Annotated in this window: 23 protein-coding genes; 9 read left to right on the forward strand and 14 right to left on the reverse strand. The window is 60.5% G+C overall.

Going from position 1 to position 22,038, the window contains the following annotated elements; all coding sequences use genetic code 11:
- Nucleotides 1-255: 255 nt before the first annotated feature.
- Nucleotides 256-915: a TMEM175 family protein gene (locus ACVWZA_RS18790; RefSeq protein ID WP_457312887.1), complete on the forward strand. Its 660-nt coding sequence runs from the start codon at nt 256-258 to the stop codon at nt 913-915.
- Between the two features lie 7 nt (nt 916-922).
- A complete protein-coding gene (locus ACVWZA_RS18795) occupies nt 923-1,513 on the forward strand; it encodes a DUF4126 domain-containing protein (RefSeq protein ID WP_457312888.1) in 591 nt (196 codons plus the stop codon).
- Nucleotides 1,514-1,674: 161 nt separating this feature from the next.
- On the opposite strand, the gene ACVWZA_RS18800 is transcribed toward ACVWZA_RS18795, so the two are convergent.
- The 3 genes from ACVWZA_RS18800 to ACVWZA_RS18810 all read right to left on the reverse strand — a co-directional run bounded on the left by ACVWZA_RS18800 (nt 1,675) and on the right by ACVWZA_RS18810 (nt 2,881).
- A complete protein-coding gene (locus tag ACVWZA_RS18800) occupies nt 1,675-2,097 on the reverse strand; it encodes a glycine zipper 2TM domain-containing protein (protein ID WP_457312890.1) in 423 nt (140 codons plus the stop codon).
- Between the two features lie 107 nt (nt 2,098-2,204).
- Nucleotides 2,205-2,597, reverse strand: a complete 393-nt coding sequence (locus ACVWZA_RS18805) for a hypothetical protein (RefSeq protein WP_457312891.1) — start codon at nt 2,595-2,597, stop codon at nt 2,205-2,207.
- Between the two features lie 32 nt (nt 2,598-2,629).
- On the reverse strand, nt 2,630-2,881 hold the full coding sequence (locus ACVWZA_RS18810) for a hypothetical protein (RefSeq protein WP_457312892.1): 252 nt from the start codon (nt 2,879-2,881) through the stop codon (nt 2,630-2,632).
- A 78-nt stretch (nt 2,882-2,959) separates the two neighbouring features.
- Between ACVWZA_RS18810 and ACVWZA_RS18815 the strand changes: the two genes are divergently transcribed.
- On the forward strand, nt 2,960-4,066 hold the full coding sequence (locus ACVWZA_RS18815) for a phosphatidylinositol-specific phospholipase C1-like protein (RefSeq protein ID WP_457312893.1): 1,107 nt from the start codon (nt 2,960-2,962) through the stop codon (nt 4,064-4,066).
- 89 nt (nt 4,067-4,155) lie between these two features.
- On the opposite strand, the gene ACVWZA_RS18820 is transcribed toward ACVWZA_RS18815, so the two are convergent.
- Nucleotides 4,156-4,668, reverse strand: a complete 513-nt coding sequence (locus ACVWZA_RS18820; RefSeq protein WP_457312894.1) for a hypothetical protein — start codon at nt 4,666-4,668, stop codon at nt 4,156-4,158.
- Nucleotides 4,643-6,046 carry a hypothetical protein gene (locus ACVWZA_RS18825; protein ID WP_457312895.1) on the reverse strand — a complete coding sequence of 468 codons (1,404 nt, stop codon included), beginning with the start codon at nt 6,044-6,046 and terminating at the stop codon, nt 4,643-4,645. The genes ACVWZA_RS18820 and ACVWZA_RS18825 overlap by 26 nt, the downstream gene beginning before the upstream one ends.
- Nucleotides 6,047-6,677: 631 nt before the next feature.
- On the opposite strand from ACVWZA_RS18825, the gene ACVWZA_RS18830 reads away from it, so the two are divergent.
- On the forward strand, nt 6,678-7,193 hold the full coding sequence (locus tag ACVWZA_RS18830; RefSeq protein WP_457312896.1) for a hypothetical protein: 516 nt from the start codon (nt 6,678-6,680) through the stop codon (nt 7,191-7,193).
- 129 nt (nt 7,194-7,322) lie between these two features.
- On the opposite strand, the gene ACVWZA_RS18835 is transcribed toward ACVWZA_RS18830, so the two are convergent.
- On the reverse strand, nt 7,323-7,781 hold the full coding sequence (locus ACVWZA_RS18835; protein WP_457312897.1) for a PA2169 family four-helix-bundle protein: 459 nt from the start codon (nt 7,779-7,781) through the stop codon (nt 7,323-7,325).
- A 191-nt stretch (nt 7,782-7,972) separates the two neighbouring features.
- Here ACVWZA_RS18835 and ACVWZA_RS18840 point away from each other — a divergent pair, with 191 nt between their 5' ends.
- On the forward strand, nt 7,973-8,314 hold the full coding sequence (locus ACVWZA_RS18840) for a hypothetical protein (RefSeq protein ID WP_457312898.1): 342 nt from the start codon (nt 7,973-7,975) through the stop codon (nt 8,312-8,314).
- A gap of 76 nt (nt 8,315-8,390) precedes the next feature.
- On the opposite strand, the gene ACVWZA_RS18845 is transcribed toward ACVWZA_RS18840, so the two are convergent.
- Nucleotides 8,391-8,987: a hypothetical protein gene (locus tag ACVWZA_RS18845; protein WP_457312899.1), complete on the reverse strand. Its 597-nt coding sequence runs from the start codon at nt 8,985-8,987 to the stop codon at nt 8,391-8,393.
- Between the two features lie 350 nt (nt 8,988-9,337).
- Between ACVWZA_RS18845 and ACVWZA_RS18850 the strand changes: the two genes are divergently transcribed.
- Together ACVWZA_RS18850 and ACVWZA_RS18855 are read left to right on the forward strand one after the other, a co-directional pair.
- Nucleotides 9,338-10,003, forward strand: coding sequence for a hypothetical protein (locus tag ACVWZA_RS18850; protein ID WP_457312901.1), 666 nt, complete (start codon nt 9,338-9,340; stop codon nt 10,001-10,003).
- A 15-nt stretch (nt 10,004-10,018) separates the two neighbouring features.
- Complete coding sequence (locus tag ACVWZA_RS18855) at nt 10,019-11,050, forward strand: RelA/SpoT domain-containing protein (protein WP_457312902.1); 1,032 nt, start codon at nt 10,019-10,021, stop codon at nt 11,048-11,050.
- A gap of 321 nt (nt 11,051-11,371) precedes the next feature.
- Here the strand turns inward: ACVWZA_RS18855 and ACVWZA_RS18860 are convergent, their stop codons facing one another.
- The 3 genes from ACVWZA_RS18860 to uvrA form a co-directional block, all read right to left on the reverse strand.
- Entirely contained in the window at nt 11,372-12,055 is a 684-nt protein-coding gene (locus ACVWZA_RS18860; RefSeq protein WP_457312903.1) for a hypothetical protein, read from the reverse strand.
- 5 nt (nt 12,056-12,060) lie between these two features.
- Nucleotides 12,061-12,924, reverse strand: coding sequence for a DUF4747 family protein (locus ACVWZA_RS18865; RefSeq protein ID WP_457312904.1), 864 nt, complete (start codon nt 12,922-12,924; stop codon nt 12,061-12,063).
- Nucleotides 12,925-13,001: 77 nt separating this feature from the next.
- Nucleotides 13,002-16,082, reverse strand: a complete 3,081-nt coding sequence (uvrA, locus tag ACVWZA_RS18870) for an excinuclease ABC subunit UvrA (RefSeq protein ID WP_457312905.1) — start codon at nt 16,080-16,082, stop codon at nt 13,002-13,004.
- Nucleotides 16,083-16,291: 209 nt separating this feature from the next.
- Between uvrA and ACVWZA_RS18875 the strand changes: the two genes are divergently transcribed.
- Together ACVWZA_RS18875 and ACVWZA_RS18880 are read left to right on the forward strand one after the other, a co-directional pair.
- Nucleotides 16,292-17,158, forward strand: a complete 867-nt coding sequence (locus ACVWZA_RS18875; RefSeq protein ID WP_457312906.1) for a hypothetical protein — start codon at nt 16,292-16,294, stop codon at nt 17,156-17,158.
- A 76-nt stretch (nt 17,159-17,234) separates the two neighbouring features.
- A complete protein-coding gene (locus ACVWZA_RS18880) occupies nt 17,235-17,591 on the forward strand; it encodes a hypothetical protein (RefSeq protein WP_457312907.1) in 357 nt (118 codons plus the stop codon).
- A 266-nt stretch (nt 17,592-17,857) separates the two neighbouring features.
- Here the strand turns inward: ACVWZA_RS18880 and ACVWZA_RS18885 are convergent, their stop codons facing one another.
- From ACVWZA_RS18885 to asd, 4 genes are all read right to left on the reverse strand, one after another.
- The gene (locus tag ACVWZA_RS18885) at nt 17,858-18,637 is read right to left on the reverse strand and encodes a SapC family protein (RefSeq protein ID WP_457312908.1); all 780 of its coding nucleotides are present in this window, start codon (nt 18,635-18,637) and stop codon (nt 17,858-17,860) included.
- Between the two features lie 107 nt (nt 18,638-18,744).
- A complete protein-coding gene (locus tag ACVWZA_RS18890; RefSeq protein WP_457312909.1) occupies nt 18,745-20,217 on the reverse strand; it encodes an FAD-binding oxidoreductase in 1,473 nt (490 codons plus the stop codon).
- Nucleotides 20,218-20,842: 625 nt separating this feature from the next.
- The gene (locus ACVWZA_RS18895; RefSeq protein WP_457312910.1) at nt 20,843-21,208 is read right to left on the reverse strand and encodes a hypothetical protein; all 366 of its coding nucleotides are present in this window, start codon (nt 21,206-21,208) and stop codon (nt 20,843-20,845) included.
- Nucleotides 21,209-21,240: 32 nt separating this feature from the next.
- Entirely contained in the window at nt 21,241-21,978 is a 738-nt protein-coding gene (asd, locus tag ACVWZA_RS18900; protein WP_457312911.1) for an archaetidylserine decarboxylase, read from the reverse strand.
- Nucleotides 21,979-22,038 lie beyond the last annotated feature (60 nt).

Consider the following 22,038-nt stretch of genomic DNA (forward strand, 5'->3'; position numbering starts at 1 on the left):
CGACATCGCCGCCGCGCCGGGGTGGGTGGCCACCCACCCCGGCGCTCAGTCGCTTCCAGCAGAAACGAGCCGTGCTCGTCTAGATACAAGGGGGTGGGCCGGCATCGTGACGCTGCTTGGCACGCCCCCTCCACCACACGCTGAAGGAGCGCGCGGTCCCCCTCCCCGTTCCGGGGAGGATTAGCTTGACCGCTTGCACCCTGTCCCGCCCCGGTTAAGTAATGCGAGCGACGCTCCCGGGGGAAAAAGCCGATCATGACCACACGTGCAAAGGGCGACCGGCCGAGCGGCCCCGAGCATTCGCTCGAACGGCTGATCTTCTTCTCCGACGCGGTGTTCGCGATCGCCATCACGCTGCTGATCATCGAAGTGCATGTCCCCGACCTGCCGTACGGCTCAACGGATCAAGCCTATCTCGAGGCGCTCTGGCATCTGATGCCGAACTTCTTCGGCTTCGTGGTCAGCTTCTTCGTGATCGGGGCCTTCTGGGCGGCGCATCATCGCATGTTCGGGCTCGCCGCGCATTATTCGGAGCGGCTGGTCGGCGCCAACCTGATGGTGTTGTGCACGATCGTCTTCATGCCGTTCGCGACCGCGTTCATGAGCGCCAATACCGGTACGCTGGTGCCCTCCGCGCTCTATGCGGCGACCTTGTTGCTGACCGGGCTGCTCAACCGGCGGTTGATGTTCATCGTGACCTCCGCGCCGGTCGTCGCGACCGATGCCTCGCCGGAGGTGATCGCTTATGTCCGGGCGCGTAGCGGGACGGTGATCTTCGGCGCGCTGTGTGCGCTGCTGATCGCGTTCATCGACCCGCGCTTCAGCCAGATGGGGTTGCTGACCATCCCGATCTGGCAGCGACTGTTCCTGCGCCGGGTCGATCGCCAGATCGCGCGCAAGGCGGCGGCGGCATGAGCCCCGCATGAGCATCATCGAAATCCTCGGCGTGGCGGCGAGCGTCAGCTTGCTCGCCGGGTGGCGGCTGTATCTGTGCGTGTTCGCGGTCGGCGTGGCGATGCGCAGTGGATGGGTCGCGCTGCCGGGTCATTTGATGCAGCTCGACGTGCTGGCAAATCCCTGGGTGCTCGGCGTCGCGGGCTTGCTGGCGGTGATCGAGTTCGCCGCCGACAAGGTGATGTGGATCGACAGCGCTTGGGACGCGGTGCACACGCTGGTGCGGCCGGTCGGCGGTGCGATGCTCGCGCTGGCGATCGTCGACCCGAGCAAGCCCGAATGGCAAGTGATTGCGGTGCTGCTAGGCGGCGGCGCGTCGCTGCTCACGCACAGCGCCAAGGCGGGCACGCGCGCGTTGGTCAACGCCAGCCCGGAACCGGTGAGCAACATCGTCGTATCGACCGGCGAGGATGTCGCAACCGGCGGGCTGCTGGTCCTCGCACTGGCCAATCCGATCGCGGCGGTGGTGATCGCGGTGGGAATATCGGGCGGCGCGGTGGCGGCGCTGGTCGTGCTCGGACGCATATTGAAGAGGGTGATGCGGCGAAGTTCTTCTTAGCCCCTCCCCTTTCAGCGCGGGGGGTTCGGGGCCGACAGCGAGCGATCCGCGATCCGCTGTCAGCGCTTGCCAAACGATCGCTCATAACCGCATTCCTGCCCTGCCCCGTCCTGCGAATATTACGGGACGGGGCGAGGGGTCAGAACGCGGCTAGTACTTTCTCAGCGGCAACGGGCGTTGCTGCCGTTCTTGTCGATCGCCTTGCCGGCGATCGCGCCGCCGATCGCGCCAAGCACGGTGCCGAGCACTTCCGAACCACCTGGCGCGATCACGTTGCCGAGCACGCCTCCGGCGACGCCGCCGACGATCAGGCCGGTCGTGCCATCGTTGCGGCGGCAATAATAACGGCCATCCTGACCGCGATAGACACGGTCGTTGCGGGTCAGGCGGCGTTCGCGATAGCGGCGATTGTCCTCGCGATAATAGCGCCCGGCGTCATAGCCGTTATAGGACGGATCGGGGCGGTTATAGTCGTACTGGCTGTAGCTGGAATAGCGGGGGTCGGCCCCGCCATCACCATAGGTTTCGCAGCCGGATACCAATGTGGCAGCCACCGCAACCAGGCCGAGGGTAAGTGCGCGCATTTCGTCTCTCCCGTTGTTATGAAGGCGTAATGCACGGAATTGGAATTCGTTGCGGGGGCGTTCATATTAGGCGCGACCGGCGGGTCGTACATGGGAAGGCGTTCCCGTCAGTTCGCCGCGCCGGTTTGCGAATTCATCCCTCCGCGGTCCTCGACCGGGCTCGGCGCGGGACGTAGCGCCTCGCGTTCGGCAGGGGACATTGGGGCGTCCATGTCGGGGCGGAAAGCGACCGGCGCGCGGTCTTCGCCATTCGGCCGGGGTCGATCGAGCGCAAGGTCGGGTGCTTCATGCTCGGCCGAGCCGGGCGCGGCCCAGGCGGCGATCTGACGCCGGGCCAGCCAGCCGGCAACCGCCGCGCCGACGGTCAGCACGGCGGCGCCGACCGACAATATCGTCGACGTATTGAGCGCCGATCCGCGCGGCGATACGGGCTTGCGCGGGGCGGGCTTGCGCGGGGCCTTTGCTGCGGCACGTGTAGGGGTGCGAGGTTTGGCGGCCATGGTCGGGCTCCGGATCGTTCGAGATTGTTGTCTCAACGGGCGGCGCGCGCGGCTGTTCCGGCAAAGTGCCAGGCTCGTCGCACCACAGGAGCGGGCGAGCCAAATCCCGCCTGACCGCCCGCCTGACCAATGGTCTGCACGACCTGGTCCTGGGCGTCCGCGATCAATGTCTGGCGGATATCCGAGCGTACCGAATCGAGGCCGGGCACGGTATAGGTGCCGGCGACGGGGCGCAGCGTCCCGCCAGTCAGGACCAGGCCGAGCTGTTGCTGCTCCGCCGTCACGGCGTTGGTCGCGCCTGTTGCTCGTCCCGCTGTAAAGGGGCAGTTATCCAGCACTGACCCGATCGGCGGAGAGAGCGGATGATTCTGTCCCTGATGGCATTGCTTGCGACGGGGCTTGCGACGGGTGCGGCGCAGGCCGCTACGACCCCAGCCGCTCCCGCCCCCGTCGCCATCCGCAAGGGGCCGTTGCGGTCGAACGACATCAGCGTCGTCGGCACGCATAACAGCTACAAGCTGGCGATGCCGGCCAGGACCATGGCGATGGTCCGCGCGGTCGATCCGGCGATCGCGGAGTCGCTCGATTACGCGCATCGCCCGCTGACCGAGCAGCTCGACGCTGGCGCGCGGCAGATCGAGATCGACGTCAATTACGATCCGAAGGGCGGCCATTACGCCAGGGGCTCGGCCGATCCCGTCTTGCGACGTCCCGGATTCAAGGTGCTGCACGTGCCCGGCATCGACAATTCGAGCAGCTGCGTGCTGCTGACCGAGTGCCTGACGATCCTTAAGCGCTGGTCGGACGCGCACCCCCGGCACGTGCCGATCCTGTTGCTGTTCAATGCCAAGGACGAACAGCTCGCGGCGCGCGGCGGGGTCGATGCGCTGCCGTTCGACGCGGCGGCGTGGGACGCGCTCGATGCCGAAATCCGCGCGGTGCTGCCGCCGGCCAAGCTGATCGTGCCCGACCAGGTGCAGGGCAGATATCCGACGCTGCGTGACGCGGTGCGCGCGAACAACTGGCCGACATTGGACAATGCGCGCGGCAAGTTCCTGTTCGCGCTGGACGAAACGCCGGCCAAGGTCGCGGCGTATCGCGGCGCGCGGAGGTCGCTCGAAGGCCGGGTGTTCTTCATCAACACCGACGAGGAATCGCCCGCCGCCGCCTATCTGACGATCAACGACTCGATCGCGGAAGGCGCACGCATCGCGCGCGACGTCGCGGCGGGTTACCTGGTGCGCACCCGCGCCGATGCCGACACCAAGGAAGCGCGCGTCAACGACACGCGGCGGCGCGAGGCAGCGCTGGCCAGCGGCGCGCAATATGTCTCGACCGATTATCTGTGGCCGGACGCGCGGTTCGCCGGAGGCTATGCGGTGCGGTTGCCGGGCGGGGTCGTAGCGCGGTGTAGTCCCGTACGGCGAAAGAACGGCTGTCCTCGCGGTGATCTGGACCGGACGCGGTAGCACATCGGCGGCCGCCAGCCGCCACCGCTCAAGATACTGGGGCCGGTAAGCAGGCGCCATTGGGATGCGCCAGGACCGGAGAGCGGCATTCACTGGCGCAACAAAGCGCGACATTTCGGGTCATTGGCAATGTCCTCAAGCACGTAGTTATTATACTGCTCGGAATATTTTTTCATATTCTCGTCCTGATCCCGGCAAACATACTCGTCCGGGCGCGCCATTTGGTAGAGTATTCCCTTCGCAGATCCGATGCCGGATATCTTGACATTGCATTGCTTCTTATATTCTTCGCTATTTCTATCGATACTCATCCACAGCTTGGAGTATTTATAATCGTGCAGTGCGTTGAATCCTTCGAGGTCGCTGGGGGTCAGGATCAACAGCCGTTTTCCGCGACGAATATGGTTTCTGGCATCTTCTTCCGCATTCCACGGCTTCCGCAAGTCCAGATATTGCTTCTCGTCAAACTGGAATAGTACCGGGCATTTTGCATTGGACTCTTCGATTTTTTGTTCGGACAATTTAGACGAATCCGCGCACGATATTAAAGACAGGGTGATTAACGCTGCACCAATGTTACATATCGTTGTTATATGCTTCATAGTATGGCCTCCATTCTTTTTCTCTCAGATATGAGGTCCTGGGAGCAACACCCAATTCGTGCCTGATGGCATTCTCTACATACCTGACGCTGTCGCCCATCGCGTTTGGAATTACGCGATCGAGAATGCCCTTCTGTGTCGACCTTGGCAATTTTCGAAAGACTTCCATATGAGGAGCGTGACGTCCTCCCATTTTTGCCGGATCCGAATATCCAAGAATGGAATGGCCCAGCTCATGTGCGAGAGCTATAGAGAAACGATAAATCGGATCTGTTCCGTCTGGTATGTCCCCAACTTCTCCAGCCTGTCGGAAGTTGAACAATATGTCGCTCCCCTGTCCAGAAATGGCCTGCGTCTCTCCAATGGTGCTCAGGATTATCTTCTGTCTCACTCCTTTATAAGCCATATTCATTATTATCCTCTTTCCGACACTGGTTCGGACAAGAAGCCTTAGGCTATCAATTAAATTCTTTTGCGCTTCCCTACGGAGTGGGTTTTCCGGGCTGAAATCGCGACCGATTACTATTTGAAAATATTTCGATATGATATCGTCCGTCTTATTATCTTTAAATAACCCTTCCAGCTCGGCCCTTCTTCGTCCGGAAGGAAGAAGGTGATTTTCGACAATGTCGTTATCGAACGGGATCAGGTTGTTTTGATAGGCCGTGTCTTTTGGCCCCAGCTTGACATCAGCAACCTCCTTTGCCGATCCCGCCAGCTGAGCATGGATACCGGCTGCATTCCCGTATCGTGAATTTCCAGGAGATTGGCCGTCGATGCCTGACTCCAGTGCACGGATCGGCGGACTGCCGAGCAGGCTGTCGGATTCAATTTGACCAACAGGCGTTCGGACATCCAGGAATGACTTGTTCAATACTGCCCGACGATCGCTCGAAAATACCGCTGCGTCACTCAACTGCGGTCGCGCGATTTCCCCATTTAGCTCATTGATCACCGGCTTGCGCCACACTGCGTCACGACGCGCCGGCTGCCACACACCCAGCGCCCGCACCGCGCGGTTCAGCGCCTCGTCGATCTCCGCGTCGGTCGCGAGGCGTTCGTCACCGGTCAGGACCTTCAGGTCGGTCATCATCCGCGAATAGAGCTGCATCGTGATGCGCCGCTGTGCCGCGCCGGCGTCGGGCGTAGCGGGCGACCTCATGGGCGGCGCGATCGCCTCGTCCGGCTGATCGGTTGATCGAGCGTCGACCGGCCCGCTGTCGACCGGCCCAATGTCGATCGGCCCGGTATCCACCGGCTCGTCGGCGACCGGGTCCTCGACCTGCGTCGGCGTGTCGGTTTGCGTTGCCGCCTGATCCGTCGGCTCGATCGGCGCGATCAAATCGGCCGGCATGTCGTGTTCGAATGGTATGCGCACCAGTGCCTCCTGCAACCCCATGCGCGAACGTGGCCGATCGGCTCATCCGGCAGGACAAGGCGCGGCTTTAGCGGCGGGGTGGAGATGTTGAATCGGCACGGAGAGCCGGGGCGGAGACCCGGGCGCGGCGGACGCGGTTGAATCGGGATGATCCGCCGCGATGCGGCAGCGCATTCGGTGGGCGTTGGCGTCGTTCGGATTCCCGTCGTTACGGGAATTTTTTCGGGAAAAGCTTTTTTGGCGGTCCTGCGGGAAACCACGGGAAAAACTGCGGGAAAAACGGTGTGACACCACGGGAAAATTACGGGCGCGCTGCGGGAATATCGGGAAGTGGCGGGGCTGATCATGATCTGCTTTATTCGGCCTGCTCGATTCAAACGGTCGGGTGGGATGCGCGGCATCGATCGCGTACGATGCGTGCTTCGCGGGTCAGGTGTGACGACGCCGGCGGGAGATTTGAATCACCGCTCCCCTAACGGCAGCGCCGACGAAACGGAGCCGCGACCTGATCTGTCGGCGTGCCGAACATCGATCGACCGGGCGTAGCCGGGCGATACGCGCCTCGCCCGAATGGCCGATTGCGGCAGAGGGCGATGCGCTTATCGTGGCCACGTCAGCCGGGGGAATATGAATGAAGAAAATGCTTGTCGTCGCGGTCGCCGCGGCCATGTGCGGCACCGCGCCAGTCCATGCGCAAGACACCAATCAGCAGATGATCGAGGCCGCGCGACAGATGCGCGACCTGGCCAATATGATGGAGGGGAGCGCCGCCGACGACATGCGCAAGACGGCGGACGATCTGGAAGCGTCGGCACGCGCCGAGATGGCGGAGGCCGCAAAGAAGCCGGCACCGGCAACCCCCGCGACGCCGGAGCCCGTTGCGATGCCGGGCAAGGGAGAGAATTGGCTTGCCGACAAGCCGTCATGCGCCGACTTCACGGTGAGCAATTACCAGACCTATCGCTTGTCCGGCCCGGGCGACGAGCAACTCCGTACGCTGTGTGCGGGCGCGTATAATTATTGGGCGATGTACGAACGTGCGCTGACCACCGGCTACACCGTCGAGACCGCGCGGCCGACATGGGAGGCCTATAACAAGGCGGCGCTGGTCGCGGATAATTTCTACGAGACGACGAAGACGCAATAGCGGTCATTCGGTGGTCGCTGGGTTCGGGGATCGACTGAGTCGATTCAGCAACGCCGAACGGGGCGGCGACAGGGCACCGACCGGCGGCATGGATGGACACCCATGCCGCCGATCCAGGCCGATCGTAACTTAGTTGGTACCCTGCAGCGAATGCTTCAGGTCGCGCATTTCGTCATGGCCCTGACGTACCGAACCATAGGCGGTGTCGATCGCCGAGCGGGTTTCCGGCGACAGGTCGTTATCGGCGCGGGCGTCCTCGAACTTGGCCTTGATATGATCCTCGCCGCGTTCGACTTCGCTGACGATCGCCTTGTCGTCATTGCCGGTGACGGCGGCCTTGAGGTTGAGGAACATGCGGTGCGCACCGGCCAGGATCGTGCCGTCATCCTCCGGGTTGCCGCCGAGCCGCGAGACTTCGCCCTGCAATGCGGTGACAACCTGACGGCGCTCGCCGGCGCGCGCGGTGAACATCTCGACATAGCGGCTATTCTCCGCGTCCTTTGCCGCCTCGGTATAGCCGTCCACGCTGTCGAGCGTGGTTGCGATCAGGCCGTTGAGGGTGCGGATGTCGTGGCTGGTATCGGTCATGGGGTACGCTCCTACATGCTGGGAGCGGGGATAACTGGCGGGCGGCGAAAAGGGTTCCGGAAGCTTTGTGATGGCTGAGATTGTGGGCTACCAACTTGGGGATTGTTGCGGGTGTCACCGTCACTCACCGTCACAATTGTGGCTGAAGTAACTGAAATCTCTCTCGCCATGAGCACGAAAGGACCAAGCAGATGATCTGTCGCACCTGGCATGGCTGGACGACGCGGGAAAACGCCGCCGCCTATGAGGATGTCGTGCGCAATATCGTCATCCCCGGGATCGAGCGGATGAAGATCAAGGGATTCCAGCACATCGACCTGATGAAGCGCGATTGCGGGGATGAGTTCGAGTTCCAGACCATCATGTGGTTCGACAGTTTGAAGTCGATCGTCGATTTTGTCGGGGAGGATCCCGAGCGGAGCCACGTTCCCGATCAGGCTCGCGCGGTGCTCTCGCGCTTCGATGCACGCGCGACGCATTACGAAGTGATCGATCGGCGCTCACAAGGTTTGGACAACGAGGACATCGAGTAAGGCGGCTCGTTAAACCGCGATATCTCCCGGGTGCGGCCGGAGTGGCGCTGACCGTGCGCCATGGGGTAATCGCCGCTCAGCCAAGCCGATCGTACCAGGCGAAGAAGAAGGCGAGCTGCGCGAGGATCGCGACATAGGCCAGGCCGATCTGGAAACGGCGCGCGGCGATCGCGGCGCCGAACGCGCAGGCGACGATCGAAAGCAGGGCGCGGGCGATATAGACCGGCCCGAGCGCGTGCGCATAGGCGGCCCCTTTGAGCAATGTATCGCCGATATCGAGCGCGAAGCTCAGCGCGACCAGCCCAAAGAACCATTTGCGCCGGGAGAGGAAATAGCCGGCATACCCGTCATAATCGTCGAGATTGCCGGGGAACAGCATCGCACAGATGAGGAAATAGCAGGACGCATAGGCGAAGATGAACAGATAGCGGCCGAAGGTCCAGTCGGTGATGTGGTTGAGGCTGAATTCCCACCACCAGTAACCGATGACCGAGAGCAGCGCCCAGATCACCCAACCGAGATGGATCGCGCTGACCCGGGGCTTGCCGGGATGCTCGATAAAACCGGCCAGACCCTGAAGCAGGCGGCCGATGCTCAGGCCGAGGATCACGCTGATGATGACGCGAACATGCAGGAAAAGGTCATTTGCCTGAGCGAGCGCCTGTGCCGTCACGATCGGATCCCCGAGTTGTTCGATGGGCCGTGAGTTGGTGATGGAGGGTGGCAGATGTGGTGGTGGCGGGCAACGGTGTGGGGCGGGGGCTGGGTTGTTGCGGGCGGCGGTGCGATTTGGGGAGGTGGCAGTTCCGTCTATTCGATCACGGAGAGGTAAAAATTGGTCGCAACCCGAGTTTAGGGGCTAAACAAGCTGCCGCAACACGTTGGCGACAGATTCAAGCGCTAATTTGGAACTGCCACACCACCCGATAGGGAATCCGCCGCGCATAACGCGCCATGTTGGGGCGCAAGGCACTTACCTCCGACCGTCATATGTTGTAGCATCTATGCCCACGGAGATGCAGAATGTCGTTGAAGATTATCCACCTCCGTAAGCTTTTAAAGATACTTTACCTTGAGCCCAACAAACGTACCTCCGCCTTGAGGAGCGAAATTCGCGAAGACGTTGCCAAAGAAGGTGGGGGTTTAGCTGGTGGAGGGGATTTTTACGGCCCCTTTTGGAAAGACGCCAAGGACCATGTTTTCGAAAAGACCGACCTGCGAGACACAACAAAGACCCGCATGGAGAGCAATGGCGGCCGGGCAAACCTTTACCCGCAGCTGAGAGATGGTTTTTTGCTCTGGTGGGAAAAACGTAGGCGCTGGACCAATGTTCCCTTCGAGCAAGCTCAAAGCATTAAGGCAAAGTTTGAGTTTCCCGGCTTGGATACGGTCGTCAAGATCGACAACGTCCTCTCGGTAAAAGACGCTCGCAACGAAGATCGTTTCATCTATCCATACTTCTCTCCTACGCCACAACTTTCTGAGGAAGCCGCTCGGTTAGGATTGTGGCTTCTTGGAAAAGCTTTGCCAAACATTCCTGCCGAGGAAATTAGAATCCTCGATGTCATCCGAGGGCGAACTTTTTCTATAGATCGCTATCCATTATCGGGAAATGAAGAACATTTATTTTACCAGAAATATGAATCAGCCCTGAAGCAATGGATCGACCTTCGCAAAGAATACTATTAAACTTGGATTCTTATCATGGTTAGTTGGGTATCTCCCGCATTCTCGAAGAATCGGGTCAATATAGCTGGGCACGCTATAAGCCAAGGGAGCCCAACCCAAGAAGATATCGAAGTGATGGAAAATTGGCGCGCTTCTCATGCATATATCTTAAACACTTTTCAGGCAAATCTACGAAACCGCTCCCGAGATACCACTGCAGCGGTAGGCACTAGACTGAAACGACGAGTCACAATAGAAAACAAGCTTGGCCGATTTCCTGATATGCAACTAGCTCGTATGCACGACATTGCAGGATGTCGAATAATATTCGAGACGATTGAGGAGCTTCTTTCATTTAGGCAGTCTTTTCATGGCGCCAGATTCAATCATAGAAGAAGAGGGGGTGACGACGACAAGCGCTGGAACTATTTAGTATACCCAAAAGGAGACGGATATCGCGGAATACATGAAGTATATGAGTATGATGTGCGATCTGAAGGTGGAAAAACGTGGAATGGCCTTCTTGTAGAGATTCAATTTAGAACTTATGCACAACACTCTTGGTCGACGGCGGTAGAAGTCGCCGGGCTACTCACGTTGAATAAACCAAAGTTTGGTCAAGGAAGCCCGGAGCTAATTGAGCAATTTAAAGCAGCGAGCGAGCTTATCGCTCGTCATTTTGAAGGAAGTAAATCCTGCCTTCCCAATCTTTCCCTTCGTGAGCTAAAAGATAAATTTCAAGCGTACGAATTGCGGACTCGCATTGTTGATCTATTTCGTAGAGTTAACACCAAAGTTGTAGACATTGATTTCCGAAAGAACAATGTTCTTGTTTTTCCTTATGTCCAGTCTGGGGATGAAAACTATAACGACCTGGAGATATACTCTTACGACAATATTTTTAGGGCGATTGATCGCTATAATGCGCTGGAAGAAAAATTTGCCAGCCAAGCTGACGTCGTACTCGTCAGAGCTGATTCTTTCGATAATATGAGAGTAACTTTCAGGAACTATTTTGCTGACACTACCGATTTTGTCGCAATGATCGATGAGGCACTAGCAGCTTAGTTACAATAGCGGCGGGCTACCCGGTCGGCTAATCTGCCAGGATGTTATCGTGGAGGTCCCACGCGTACGCACCGGCATAACGATGCCCGGAAGCTAAAGAAGCGGGTGCCTTGAAGACATCGATACCGCCATTATATCGTGAGGGCTGTCGTCTAAAGGTAGGACGCGCCGTTTGCACCGGTTCAATCTGGGTTCGATTCCGAGCAGCGCATCACCCAAATCGAGAGCGGTCGCCATAGGTACGCCGCAGCTCAAGGTGCGCGCTTCGCTCCAACTTAAGGTCATTGGACTTTTCGCCGTAATCGAAAAAGCGCTGCATAGTTAAGCCGGGAGGCGCAGGGCCCGCCTTATCAGTTTTAAAATGGTCTCGCGGATACCGGGGTGATCGGGCAGTTGGAGCACCACAGGAGTCTGTGTACTGGCCTCTGCGACAGGTTGTGGCGAAGCCGCAACAGCTGATGCCGAACCCGACAAGCGGCCCAGCCTGAGCATCGCTATGGCAATCGATAATAACAAACACACCGCATAAACGACGAGAAAACAACCTACAAAATTTGACAGCGACACAATAAATTTCGCAAGAAAAATAAAGCTCGACCTGTAGAAGCTAATAGTAGTCAAATTCCTGTATATGAAGTCTCCGCTGGTGATTATTGAGAATAGAAGTGCCAAGATTTGAAAAAATACCACATGAAAGAAAGTGACATTTACCATCTTATGCAGCGATATCCCCCGTTTTTCATTTATCGCCGAGCGTAAAGCAGTATGAAGGGTGCTGCCCATTAGCGTAAATGTAATTGTATAAGCAGCCAAGCTAAACCCCAGGATTGTCGGCAGTGATTCTCTTGCCAGAGATCTCCAATTAATGGAGATCACTTCCAGTAAATTTGCAACGCTAATTGCTAAACTAATATGAAAGAATGGCGATGAAGCCCAATCATACCAGCCGCCATACTCACGCCAGTAAGTTTTAATAGTATTATACAGGGCACGATATTGTTCCAAAAAAACTACCGCCTTCTGAATCTTTCTGCCAATTGCTCAAACATTTGGTTATCACTCATATCTTCCGGATTGAATCGATCCTGCATCACCTTGGGATACATATCAGTTGTCACGACTTCGTGACCATTAGGACCATAGCCTCTTGCGATCGTGCGGCCGTTTCGCACGCTCGTCCTGACCAAGGCACTCAAATCATCATCTCTAACAATTTGACCACCGCTCTCAGCCTTATATATGACCGTCATGCTGCGAGCGCCCTTCTCTTCTAGATGCTCCTCTGCCAATTCCTCAAATTCACCCTCCCATATATCGGCATTGGGACGTTCAATATAGACTTCAAGGCTTGTTATCCGGGGTATAGAAAACACCCGGTCCACACTCCCCCGAGATTGTAAGATTGTTACTTTTACGTCACCGAAATCTTTAATGATCTTTTTACGAGTGAACAGCTCCTTAAAAAAGATTAGTGCCGAATTATGCGTAAGCCTCTTACCATTACTGTAATTCTCAAATATGAGCTCATGATTCTGAACATCGAATCTAAAGTAGAAACTCATCATATTGGGACGTAAATTTTCCGGGATCCTCACACTTTCAACATCGTTTTCCGATGCGACCTCAAGCGTTTCTGTATTTAGCCAATTTCCATCAAGATCTATTTCAAGAAATGTAGTTATTACACCCCTTATGAAATCATCTTTAGGATTGATGCGAGATAGCGAGGTTACCATACCCGCGCGATCTCCCCTGATATTAACTATCTTCTTAAGAGCAAACGCCGTTTTGAATAACTCTCTGTATCGCTCCGGCGAATGTGGATGAATTCTAATGTTCAAACCACTCGCTTCTGACTTAACTCGTTGAACCATCAGCCCCTCCTGCTCAGTTGCAGGGACGAGGGAAAACTCGACATGTCAAGTAAGTCCAACCTATCTGGATACATCCCTCACTCCGCCGCCACCGTCTCCTCTCGCGCGCCGCCCTTCGCCAGCAACGGCGCCAGATAATGCCCTGTAAACGACCCCTTCGCCTTAGCGACCTGCTCCGGCGTGCCCTCGGCAACGATCTCGCCGCCCTTGACCCCGCCCTCGGGCCCAAGGTCGAGCACCCAGTCGGCGGTCTTGATCACGTCCAAGTTGTGCTCGATCACCACGACCGTATTGCCCTGCTCGACCAGCTGATGCAGCACCTCGAGCAGTTTGCGTACATCCTCGAAATGCAGGCCGGTGGTCGGTTCGTCGAGGATATATAAAGTCTGACCCGTCGCGCGGCGTGACAATTCCTTGGCGAGCTTGACGCGTTGCGCTTCGCCGCCGGACAGGGTCGTCGCCTGCTGGCCGACCTTGACGTAACCGAGACCAACCTCCGCCAGCATCGCCATCTTGTCGCGGATTGGCGGGACCGCCTTGAAGAATTCCACCGCGTCCTCGACATTCATGTCGAGCACGTCGGCGATCGATTTGCCCTTGAACTTCACCTCCAGCGTTTCGCGATTGTAGCGCGCGCCGTGGCACACGTCGCACGTCACATAGACGTCGGGCAGGAAGTGCATCTCGATCTTGAGCAGGCCGTCGCCCTGGCATGCCTCACACCGGCCGCCCTTGACGTTGAAGCTGAAGCGGCCGGGTTTGTAGCCGCGCGCCGCGCTTTCGGGCAGGCCGGCGAACCAGTCGCGGATCTGCGTGAAAGCGCCGGTATAGGTCGCCGGGTTGGAACGCGGGGTGCGGCCGATCGGCGACTGATCGATGTCGATCACCTTGTCGAGATATTGCAGGCCGGTGACCTTGTCGTGCTTGCCGGCGAGCATGCGTGCGCCGTTGAGGCTGCGCGCGGCGGCGGCGTAGAGCGTGTCGATGGTGAAGCTCGACTTGCCCGAGCCCGACACGCCGGTGATGCAGGTGAAGGTACCGAGCGGCAGGCTGGCCGTGACGCCGCGCAGATTGTTGGCGGTGGCGTTGTGCACGGTCAGTTTCTTGCCATTGCCCTTGCGGCGCTTGTCCGGGATCGGGACTTCGCGCGTGCCGTTGAGATAGTCGGCGGTGATGCTGCCTTTGGTCGCGAGCACCTCCGCCAGCGAGCCTTGCGCGACGACTTCGCCGCCATGCACGCCGGCGCCGGGGCCCATGTCGATGACGTAATCGGCGGTGCGGATCGCGTCCTCGTCATGTTCGACCACCAGCACGGTGTTGCCGAGATCGCGCAGGCGGCGCAGCGTCTTGAGCAGCATGTCGTTATCGCGTTGGTGCAAGCCGATGCTCGGTTCGTCGAGCACATAGAGCACGCCGGAGAGCCCTGAGCCGATCTGCGACGCGAGGCGGATGCGCTGGCTTTCGCCGCCCGACAAGGTGCCGCTGGTGCGGTTGAGGTTGAGATAGTCGAGCCCGACATTGTTGAGGAAGCCGAGCCGTTCGAGGATTTCCTTCAGGATGCGTTCGGCGATCGCGTTCTGCTGATCGGTCAGGTCGGCGGGGACATTCTGAAACCAGGTCAGCGCGTCGACCACCGACAGGCGGGTGACGCTGGAGATGTCGCGCATGCCGATCTTGACCGCCAGCGCCTCGGACTTGAGGCGCGCGCCGTGGCACACTTCGCACGCGGCGCTGCTCTGGTATTTGGACAGTTCCTCGCGCATCCACGCGCTTTCGGTCTGCAGCAGGCGGCGGTTGAGGTTGCCGATCACGCCCTCGAACGGCTTCTTGACGTCGTACGACTTGCGGCCGTCGACAAAGGTCAGCGTGACCGGACGCCCGCCGGTGCCGTGGAGGATGATCAGCTGCACCTCGCCGGGCAATTCCTCCCATGGCGTATCGAGGCTGAAGCCGAATTCGCGCGCGAGGCTGCCCAGCACCTGCATGTAGTAAGGCGATGGCGGATTGGACTTGGCCCAGGGCACGACCGCGCCCTTCTTGATGCTGAGCGCGTGGTTGGGGACGACGAGATCCTCGTCGAACAGCATCTTTTCACCCAGGCCGTCGCACGCCGGGCACGCGCCTTGTGGGGCATTGAAGGAGAACAGGCGCGGTTCGATCTCGGCGATGGTGAAGCCGCTGACCGGGCAGGCGAATTTTTCGCTGAACACGATGCGGTTTTCGGGGACGCCGGCGCCCTTCATCGCGCCGCCGTCGATAGCCCTCTCCCCTTGGGAGAGGGTTGGGTGAGGGTGACCGGAGGCGGCGGAGTTGGTCACCCTCACCTTCCCAGCCTGCGGCTGGGCCCCTTCCTCTCCCGAGGGGAGAGGAGACTGGCCTTCCGCGAGGAACTTCTGTGGGGCTTCCCTCACCCGGTTCGAAGACAGCTCCGCCACCGTGGTATCGACCAGATCGACATAGGCCAGCCCGTCCGCGAGCTTCAGCGCGGATTCGAAACTTTCCGCGAGGCGCGTGGCGATGCCCGTGCCGATCACCAGGCGATCGACCACGACTTCGATGTCGTGCTTGTATTTCTTATCGAGCGCGGGGGCTTCGTCGATCTCATGGATTTCGCCGTCGATGCGCACGCGGGTGAAGCCGGCCTTTTGCCATTCGGCCAGTTCCTTGCGGTATTCGCCCTTGCGGCCGCGCACCACCGGGGCGAGCAGATAGAGCCGCGTCCCCTCCGGCAGGGTCATCACGCGGTCGACCATCTGGCTGACGGTCTGCGCGGCGATCGGCAGGCCGGTGGCGGGCGAATAGGGAATGCCGACGCGCGCCCAGAGCAGGCGCATGTAATCGTAGATCTCGGTCACGGTCGCGACGGTCGAGCGCGGGTTGCGGCTGGTGGTCTTCTGCTCGATCGAAATCGCCGGCGACAGCCCTTCGATATGGTCGACGTCCGGCTTCTGCATCAGTTCGAGGAACTGGCGCGCATAGGCGCTGAGCGATTCGACGTAGCGGCGCTGACCCTCGGCATAGATGGTGTCGAAGGCGAGGCTCGATTTGCCCGATCCGGACAGGCCGGTAATCACCGTGAGCGTGTCGCGCGGGATGTCGACCGACACGTTCTTGAGGTTGTGTTCGCGCGCGCCGCGGACGCTTATGTGGGTCAGCATCGCGAACACGCGCGCTTGGGAATATGAGTCAGCATGCGGTGACGTGTTCCATATTTGTTCGGATTGGGCAAGGAGAAGCATGGCATGTGGGATGCCGGTGCGTGACTAGCAACATCGGGCGGATCACAGATGCGATCGGACGTGGAAAAGCACTTGCCCGCGATGGCCGCGGGCGCGAGACGGAGAGTCGCCGATCGAAGGAGCGCCGCATGAGCATGAGTCTGTTGACCATAATCCCATTGCTGCTTGCTGGTTCCGCTCCGACTGATTCTGCGGGGAGCGCCGCCATACAGACGGATCGGGCGGGCAACCGGATCGAGGCGTTCGCGGCGATCAAGCCGCAGCCTGGCGATAAGGTGGCGGGCAAGAAGGTGGTGGACGAGGCCAGCGCCAGTGCATCGGCGCTGCACTGTACCGCCGACCGGAAATATTGCGCGCAGTTGAGCCGCGACGTGGATGCCAATGTCTGGACGCTTCATGTGTTCGACCGCCTGCCCGCGCCGGACGGTGCGGTGCCGGTCGCAAGCTTCGCGATCCCCGACGAAAGCGGCGATGCGCGCGTCGCGATCTGGCCGCATATCGTGGTCGAGGCGTCGGCCGGGGCACGCGTGCTGATCGGTGTCGAGACGACCGCCTCGACCTCCTATTCCGGCGGCGGAGCCAGTGCGACGATGCTGCAGCTCATCGCGCTGAACTCCGCTGCCGGTATGAAGCCGGTGCTGAGCGTTCCGTCTGGCGGATGGGCGATGATCCGGGCGTGCTTCAGCGAGGCGGACATGGCGAAGCGCGCGGGCGCGTGTCATGACGAATATGCGTTCGACGGCGACCTGACGCTCGACCCGGCGGTGGCGAGCGGGCCGCCGCGTTTCCTGTTCACGACCAGCGCGAAGAGCTTCCCCGGCCGCGTGTCGCGCCAGGCGGATTCGCTGGCGGCGGCGCCCTTGCGCAAGAAGGATGTGAAATGGGCCGTCGATCCGCTGTGCAGTTACCGACGCACCCTGTCGTTCGATGCGGCGACGGGCAGCTATGCCCTCGATAACCCCCTGCCGACATGCGACGATTACCTCGTCCCATGAGTTATCCCCGCGCCGTCATGGACCTGCGGTGCGCTTTCGTGTATTAGATACGCAATACACATGGTAAGGACCGATGATGGCGAAGAAGGACAAGGCAGCAAAGGCGGCAAAGGCCGGCGGTGCGGCCAAGGCGGCGAAGCTGCCCAAGCGGATCGCCGGGATCAAGGTGCCCAGGGAATTGCGTAAATCGGGCGCGGCGCTGCTCGAAAAGGCCAACAGCCCGATCGGGCGCGAAGTGATCGCCGCCGGGATTACCGCGATCGTGGCCGCCGCCGCGCGCAGCCAGGCTGGACGCAAGGTCACAGCGAAGGCGACCGAGACGGCGAGCAACGCCGCCCAGACCGGGGTGGATGATGTCCGGCAGATCGCCGATGCGATCAGCGTCGCGGCGAGCGCGGTGATGCAGCGCCTGTTCGAGAAAAAGGCCGGTTGAGCGCAGCTTAACGGAGTCCGGGACGCCACCCAAATCCGTTCGGGCTGAGCCGGTCGAAGTCCCGGTGCCACAAGCGACGCCCGCTTATGGGCGCGCCCTTCGACAAGCTCCGGGCGAATGGTCCGTAGACGACGCCTTTAATCCCGGCCCCGCACCCAGGGCAGCATCCGCACCAGCGCGCCGTCGCGCAGCACCAAATGGTGGCGCAGCGCGCCCTTGCCGTAACGGTCGGTGCCGGCAAGGGCGCCGCGCATTCGCCTGTGTCGTCAGACCGTCAGTTGAGGGGCCGGCATCTTGCCGAGCTGTACCTGACGGGCGAAGATGTCACGCATCAGCGAGAGCGAGAAGAGGTGCGCATAAAGCAGCGGCAGCATACCGTTCTTCTGGATCTTGCGCAGTTGATCGCCGCGCATCTCGTTGAGCTTTTCCTCATTGACCATCTGGAAACCGCGATAGAGGAACGGCTGATCCGCGCCATCCGGCTGGATCGAGACTTCGCCCTCCATCAACAGGCCCAGTTCCTTCAGCTCGCGCATGAAGTTGTTGGTGCGCGCACCGGCCTGTTCGAACGATTCGTTGAACGCCAGGATGTCCTTGACGAAGGGGGTCGGCTGACCGTCCTCGAACATCGCCAGGCCGTCCTCGAAATTGCCGATCGCTTCCGACGTCGGATCGAAGCAAAGCGACAATTCCTGCGCATCGGGGCGCAACCGCGCGAGCATCCACGGGTAACGGCGGACATAGGCCGGCACGTAGAAATTATTCTCGATCAGCTTGCCTTCGTCGTCGATGAAGACGTTGACACCTTCGTTCAGGCCCATCAGCGCGATCGGGATCGAATCGTCACCGGCGGTGAACACGATCGGCATGAAGCGCTGCGCCAGCGGGAATTCGTCGACCGTGACCGGAATCGCGTGCTGGTTGATGAGGAACGGCGCGCGATCCATCTGCCGCGAATGGAACGCGGCATGGGCCTCCGACGACAGGGGCTCGAGCGCGTTGTAGAAAAGCGGCAGTTGCGATTGCTGTTGTGGCGCGCTGGCCATCGGACTCTCCATCGAAATTATCGGGCTGAATTGTACGCCCCGGACCCCCAAGGGCGATACCTTTCCCAAGACGATTCTGGGGCGCATGAAACGAATGGTTCGTGGCTCTATGATGTGGCGGGCGCGGGCGCAAGCGTCACGAGCTTTCCGGGGTTGAGCAACCCATGCGGATCGAGCGCGCGTTTGATCGCACGCAACGTCGCCATCCGCGCGGGCGAGGACAGGCGTTCGAGCTCACCCAGCTTCATCTGGCCGATGCCGTGTTCGGCCGAGATCGACCCGCCACTGGCGACGACCAGGTCGTTGACGAAACGCGTCACGCGCGGCGCGTCATCCGCATACCAGCGCGCCGCGTCGATCCCGACCGGCGCGCGGACATGGAAATGGACATTGCCGTCGCCGAGATGGCCAAAGGCGCTGGCATGGGTGCCGGGAAATGCCGCCTCGCTTTGCGCCGCGGCCTCGATCATGAAGCGCGGCATGGTCGCGACCGGCACCGATATGTCGTGCTGCACCGCGGGGCCGGCGGCGCGTTCGGCCTCCGATATCGAATCGCGGATGTGCCAGAAAGCCTCAGCCTGCGCCTCGCTCGCGGCGATCACCGCATCGGCGGCGAGCCCGTCGCCAAGCGCGGGCGCGAGCAGGCGTTCGAGCAAGGCGGCGGGCGGTTCGCCCCCCGCATCGCCCCCCGCGTCGCCACCCGTATCGGTCGTGACCGCCTCGATCAGGACGTGCCAGGGATGGTTGCCGTCGAGCGGCGCGCGCGTGCCCGGGATATGACGCAGGACCAGGCCGAGCGTATCGGCGGGAACGATCTCGAAGCTTTCGACCGCCTGCGTCGCGGACTCGAGCCGGCGGAGCAGGCGCAGCGCCACCTCCGGGCTGGCCACGCCGACCCAGGCGACGGCGCGCGCGGCGATCGCGGGCACCAGGCGCAGCGTGGCGGCGGTGATCACGCCGAGCGTCCCCTCCGCCCCGATCAGCAGCTGATCGAGGTCGTAACCGCGATTGTCCTTCTTGAGCGCGGCGAGCCCGTCATGGACCGACCCGTCGGGCAGCACCGCCTCCACCCCGGCGACCAGCGCGCGCATCGTGCCGAAGCGCAGCACCTGAGTCCCGCCGGCGTTGGTCGAGACCAGCCCGCCGATCGTCGCGCTGCCGCGTGCGCCCAGCGTCAGCGGAAAGCGCCGCCCCTGCGCCAGCGCCGCGGCATGGAGATCGGCAAGGATCACCCCCGCCTCCGCGACCACGAGATTGTCGGCCGGCGACAGGCTGCGGATCCGGTTGAGGCGGCGCAGCGACAGGATCAGCGCGGTCCCGTCCGCCGGCGGCACCGCGCCGCCGACCATCCCGGTATTGCCCCCCTGGGGCACGATCGCGACGCCATGTTCGCCGGCCAGCGCGACGATCAACGCCACGCCATCCCGGCTGTCGGGTGCGAGGATCGCCGGCGTGGTGCCGTGATAGCGCCCGCGCCAGTCGTGCAGCCAAGGTTCGATATCGGCCGCGTCGGTCAATACCGCCTTGGGGCCAAGCGCGGTGCGGACGGCGTCGATCAGCCGGGATTGTGCGGGCGTCATGGCGAAGCGCGCTATCACGTGCGGGGATGTGAGCCAAACCTGGTGTTTGGGTGGGGGTGTGGGTGGTGTGGTTTGTGGTGGCGGTGGCGTGTTCGTTTGGCGCTTGGCGAAGGCGGACTCGTTCAACGGGTCGCTCGTTTTTCCGCAACGAAGGATCGTGGTTGTTTCTCGTCATGTGAAAGAGCGGGTCGGCGGTGGTGACGTGCCGTTCATCGGTGGGGCTAACGGCAGAACTGGCGAGATTGAATCGGCGGGTTCATTCCGTTCGGCGCCCGGGTGTTCGGTGCGCGGCGATGGCCCCGAATTCCCGTGGCTACGGGAACCGCTACGGGAGAATGCATTTTCGAGCGTTCTACGGGAATTTACGGGAAATCTTACGGGAATTTTGTTGGAACGGCGCGGGAATTTTCGGGGTCCTTACTGGAATAGCGGGAGATATCGTGGGCGGTGTTCATGGGTCAGCTCGAATCCTGGTGGGCACGCCTAGGCGACCGCCCGAGAAGACATAACGAGGGCGCGATTTGAATCTTGCCGATATTCAATCAAGGCGAAAAGCGGAGCGGTGCAACGGCTGTGGCGACTGGCTCTTCGCGGCAATGCCCGACACACGGGGGTGGGCGTGACACTATATGTCTATATGCTCGGTGAAGGTGCCCCCAATGCCAAGTATAACCGCACCAGCCCCAGTATAAATGAACATCGAGCTCAGGGGCAGTTCTGCACCGAAGACCGCATTTATCACCGCCAATATCGGGAGGACGATAAGACCCGCGAAGAAACAAAGCAGTCCGCGTTTTGGGTTGAAGTCAAAGGCCTTTGCCCCCGGATCGGCCCGCTCCCGAAATGTCGACAGCGCCCAAAGCGCGGGCAACAGGAATGGAAGCCAGACATAGATCGGCCACGAACTCTCGCTGAAAACCCAAACCTTCAACAGAACAGCGACGCAAAGGGCGAAAATCGCGACATAGGCCAAAGGGTTCTTGCTTATCATAATCGACTTTCATCGATGGTTGTCCGCTTGTGTCAACCCTGAGCACGCGACGCCGGAAGGCGCTCAGCCCGGCTATTGCCCATCATTTCGCCGAGGCGCACCGGCCGTTCGGGCGCCCAGTCCCGGTTGAAGGCGATGGTGTCGCGCCCGAACAGCATCACGATCGTAGAGCCGAGAAGAAAGCGACCCATTTCCTCGCCTTTCTTCAGCACGATGTCTCCATCGACGTAGGTCCATTCCGAGACCTTGCCGGTGCGCTTCGGATTGACCACGCCGTGCCAAACGGTGGCCATGCTGCCGACGATGGTCGCGCCGACCAGCACCATCACGAACGGACCATATTCCAACGACTCAAACACGCACACCACGCGCTCGTTGCGCGCAAACAGGTTGGGCACGCCGCGCGCCGTGGTCGGGTTCACCGAGAATAGTGTGCCCGGCACATAAATCATGCGCGTCAGCTTGCCGTCGCAGGGCATGTGCAGGCGGTGATAATCCTTGGGCGACAAGTATAAATTGGCAAAGCTGCCGTGGCGAAACCGGGCTGCCAGCGCAATGTCGCCGCCGACCAGGTCGGTGGTGGTAAAGCGATGGCCCTTGGCCTGCAGCATGTGATGGTCGTCGATGGCGCCGAACTGGCTGATCGCGCCGTCTACCGGGCAGACGAAATCGGCCGCGGCCAGAGGCCGGACACCAGGTTTGAGCGGACGAGTGAAGAACTCATTGAAGCTGTTGTAGCTGGCGATGTCGGGATTTGCGGCCTCGTTCATATCGACGCCGTATTTGCGAACAAACCAGCGGATCAGCGGGAGGGTTATCGCGCTTCCCTG

This window comes from Sphingomonas sp. UYAg733, from assembly GCF_054057355.1.

Bases quoted from the DNA above. Each gene is read 5' to 3' on its own strand.
- ACVWZA_RS18790 (WP_457312887.1), top strand. From the start codon at position 256: ATGACCACACGTGCAAAGGGCGACCGGCCGAGCGGCCCCGAGCATTCG.
- ACVWZA_RS18795 (WP_457312888.1), top strand. From the start codon at position 923: ATGAGCATCATCGAAATCCTCGGCGTGGCGGCGAGCGTCAGCTTGCTC.
- ACVWZA_RS18800 (WP_457312890.1), bottom strand. From the start codon at position 2,097: ATGCGCGCACTTACCCTCGGCCTGGTTGCGGTGGCTGCCACATTGGTA.
- ACVWZA_RS18805 (WP_457312891.1), bottom strand. From the start codon at position 2,597: ATGGCCGCCAAACCTCGCACCCCTACACGTGCCGCAGCAAAGGCCCCG.
- ACVWZA_RS18815 (WP_457312893.1), top strand. From the start codon at position 2,960: ATGATTCTGTCCCTGATGGCATTGCTTGCGACGGGGCTTGCGACGGGT.
- ACVWZA_RS18820 (WP_457312894.1), bottom strand. From the start codon at position 4,668: ATGAAGCATATAACAACGATATGTAACATTGGTGCAGCGTTAATCACC.
- ACVWZA_RS18830 (WP_457312896.1), top strand. From the start codon at position 6,678: ATGAAGAAAATGCTTGTCGTCGCGGTCGCCGCGGCCATGTGCGGCACC.
- ACVWZA_RS18835 (WP_457312897.1), bottom strand. From the start codon at position 7,781: ATGACCGATACCAGCCACGACATCCGCACCCTCAACGGCCTGATCGCA.
- ACVWZA_RS18840 (WP_457312898.1), top strand. From the start codon at position 7,973: ATGATCTGTCGCACCTGGCATGGCTGGACGACGCGGGAAAACGCCGCC.
- ACVWZA_RS18850 (WP_457312901.1), top strand. From the start codon at position 9,338: ATGTCGTTGAAGATTATCCACCTCCGTAAGCTTTTAAAGATACTTTAC.
- ACVWZA_RS18855 (WP_457312902.1), top strand. From the start codon at position 10,019: ATGGTTAGTTGGGTATCTCCCGCATTCTCGAAGAATCGGGTCAATATA.
- ACVWZA_RS18865 (WP_457312904.1), bottom strand. From the start codon at position 12,924: ATGGTTCAACGAGTTAAGTCAGAAGCGAGTGGTTTGAACATTAGAATT.
- uvrA (WP_457312905.1), bottom strand. From the start codon at position 16,082: ATGCTGACCCACATAAGCGTCCGCGGCGCGCGCGAACACAACCTCAAG.
- ACVWZA_RS18875 (WP_457312906.1), top strand. From the start codon at position 16,292: ATGAGCATGAGTCTGTTGACCATAATCCCATTGCTGCTTGCTGGTTCC.
- ACVWZA_RS18880 (WP_457312907.1), top strand. From the start codon at position 17,235: ATGGCGAAGAAGGACAAGGCAGCAAAGGCGGCAAAGGCCGGCGGTGCG.
- ACVWZA_RS18885 (WP_457312908.1), bottom strand. From the start codon at position 18,637: ATGGCCAGCGCGCCACAACAGCAATCGCAACTGCCGCTTTTCTACAAC.
- ACVWZA_RS18890 (WP_457312909.1), bottom strand. From the start codon at position 20,217: ATGACGCCCGCACAATCCCGGCTGATCGACGCCGTCCGCACCGCGCTT.
- ACVWZA_RS18895 (WP_457312910.1), bottom strand. From the start codon at position 21,208: ATGATAAGCAAGAACCCTTTGGCCTATGTCGCGATTTTCGCCCTTTGC.
- asd (WP_457312911.1), bottom strand. From the start codon at position 21,978: ATGAACGAGGCCGCAAATCCCGACATCGCCAGCTACAACAGCTTCAAT.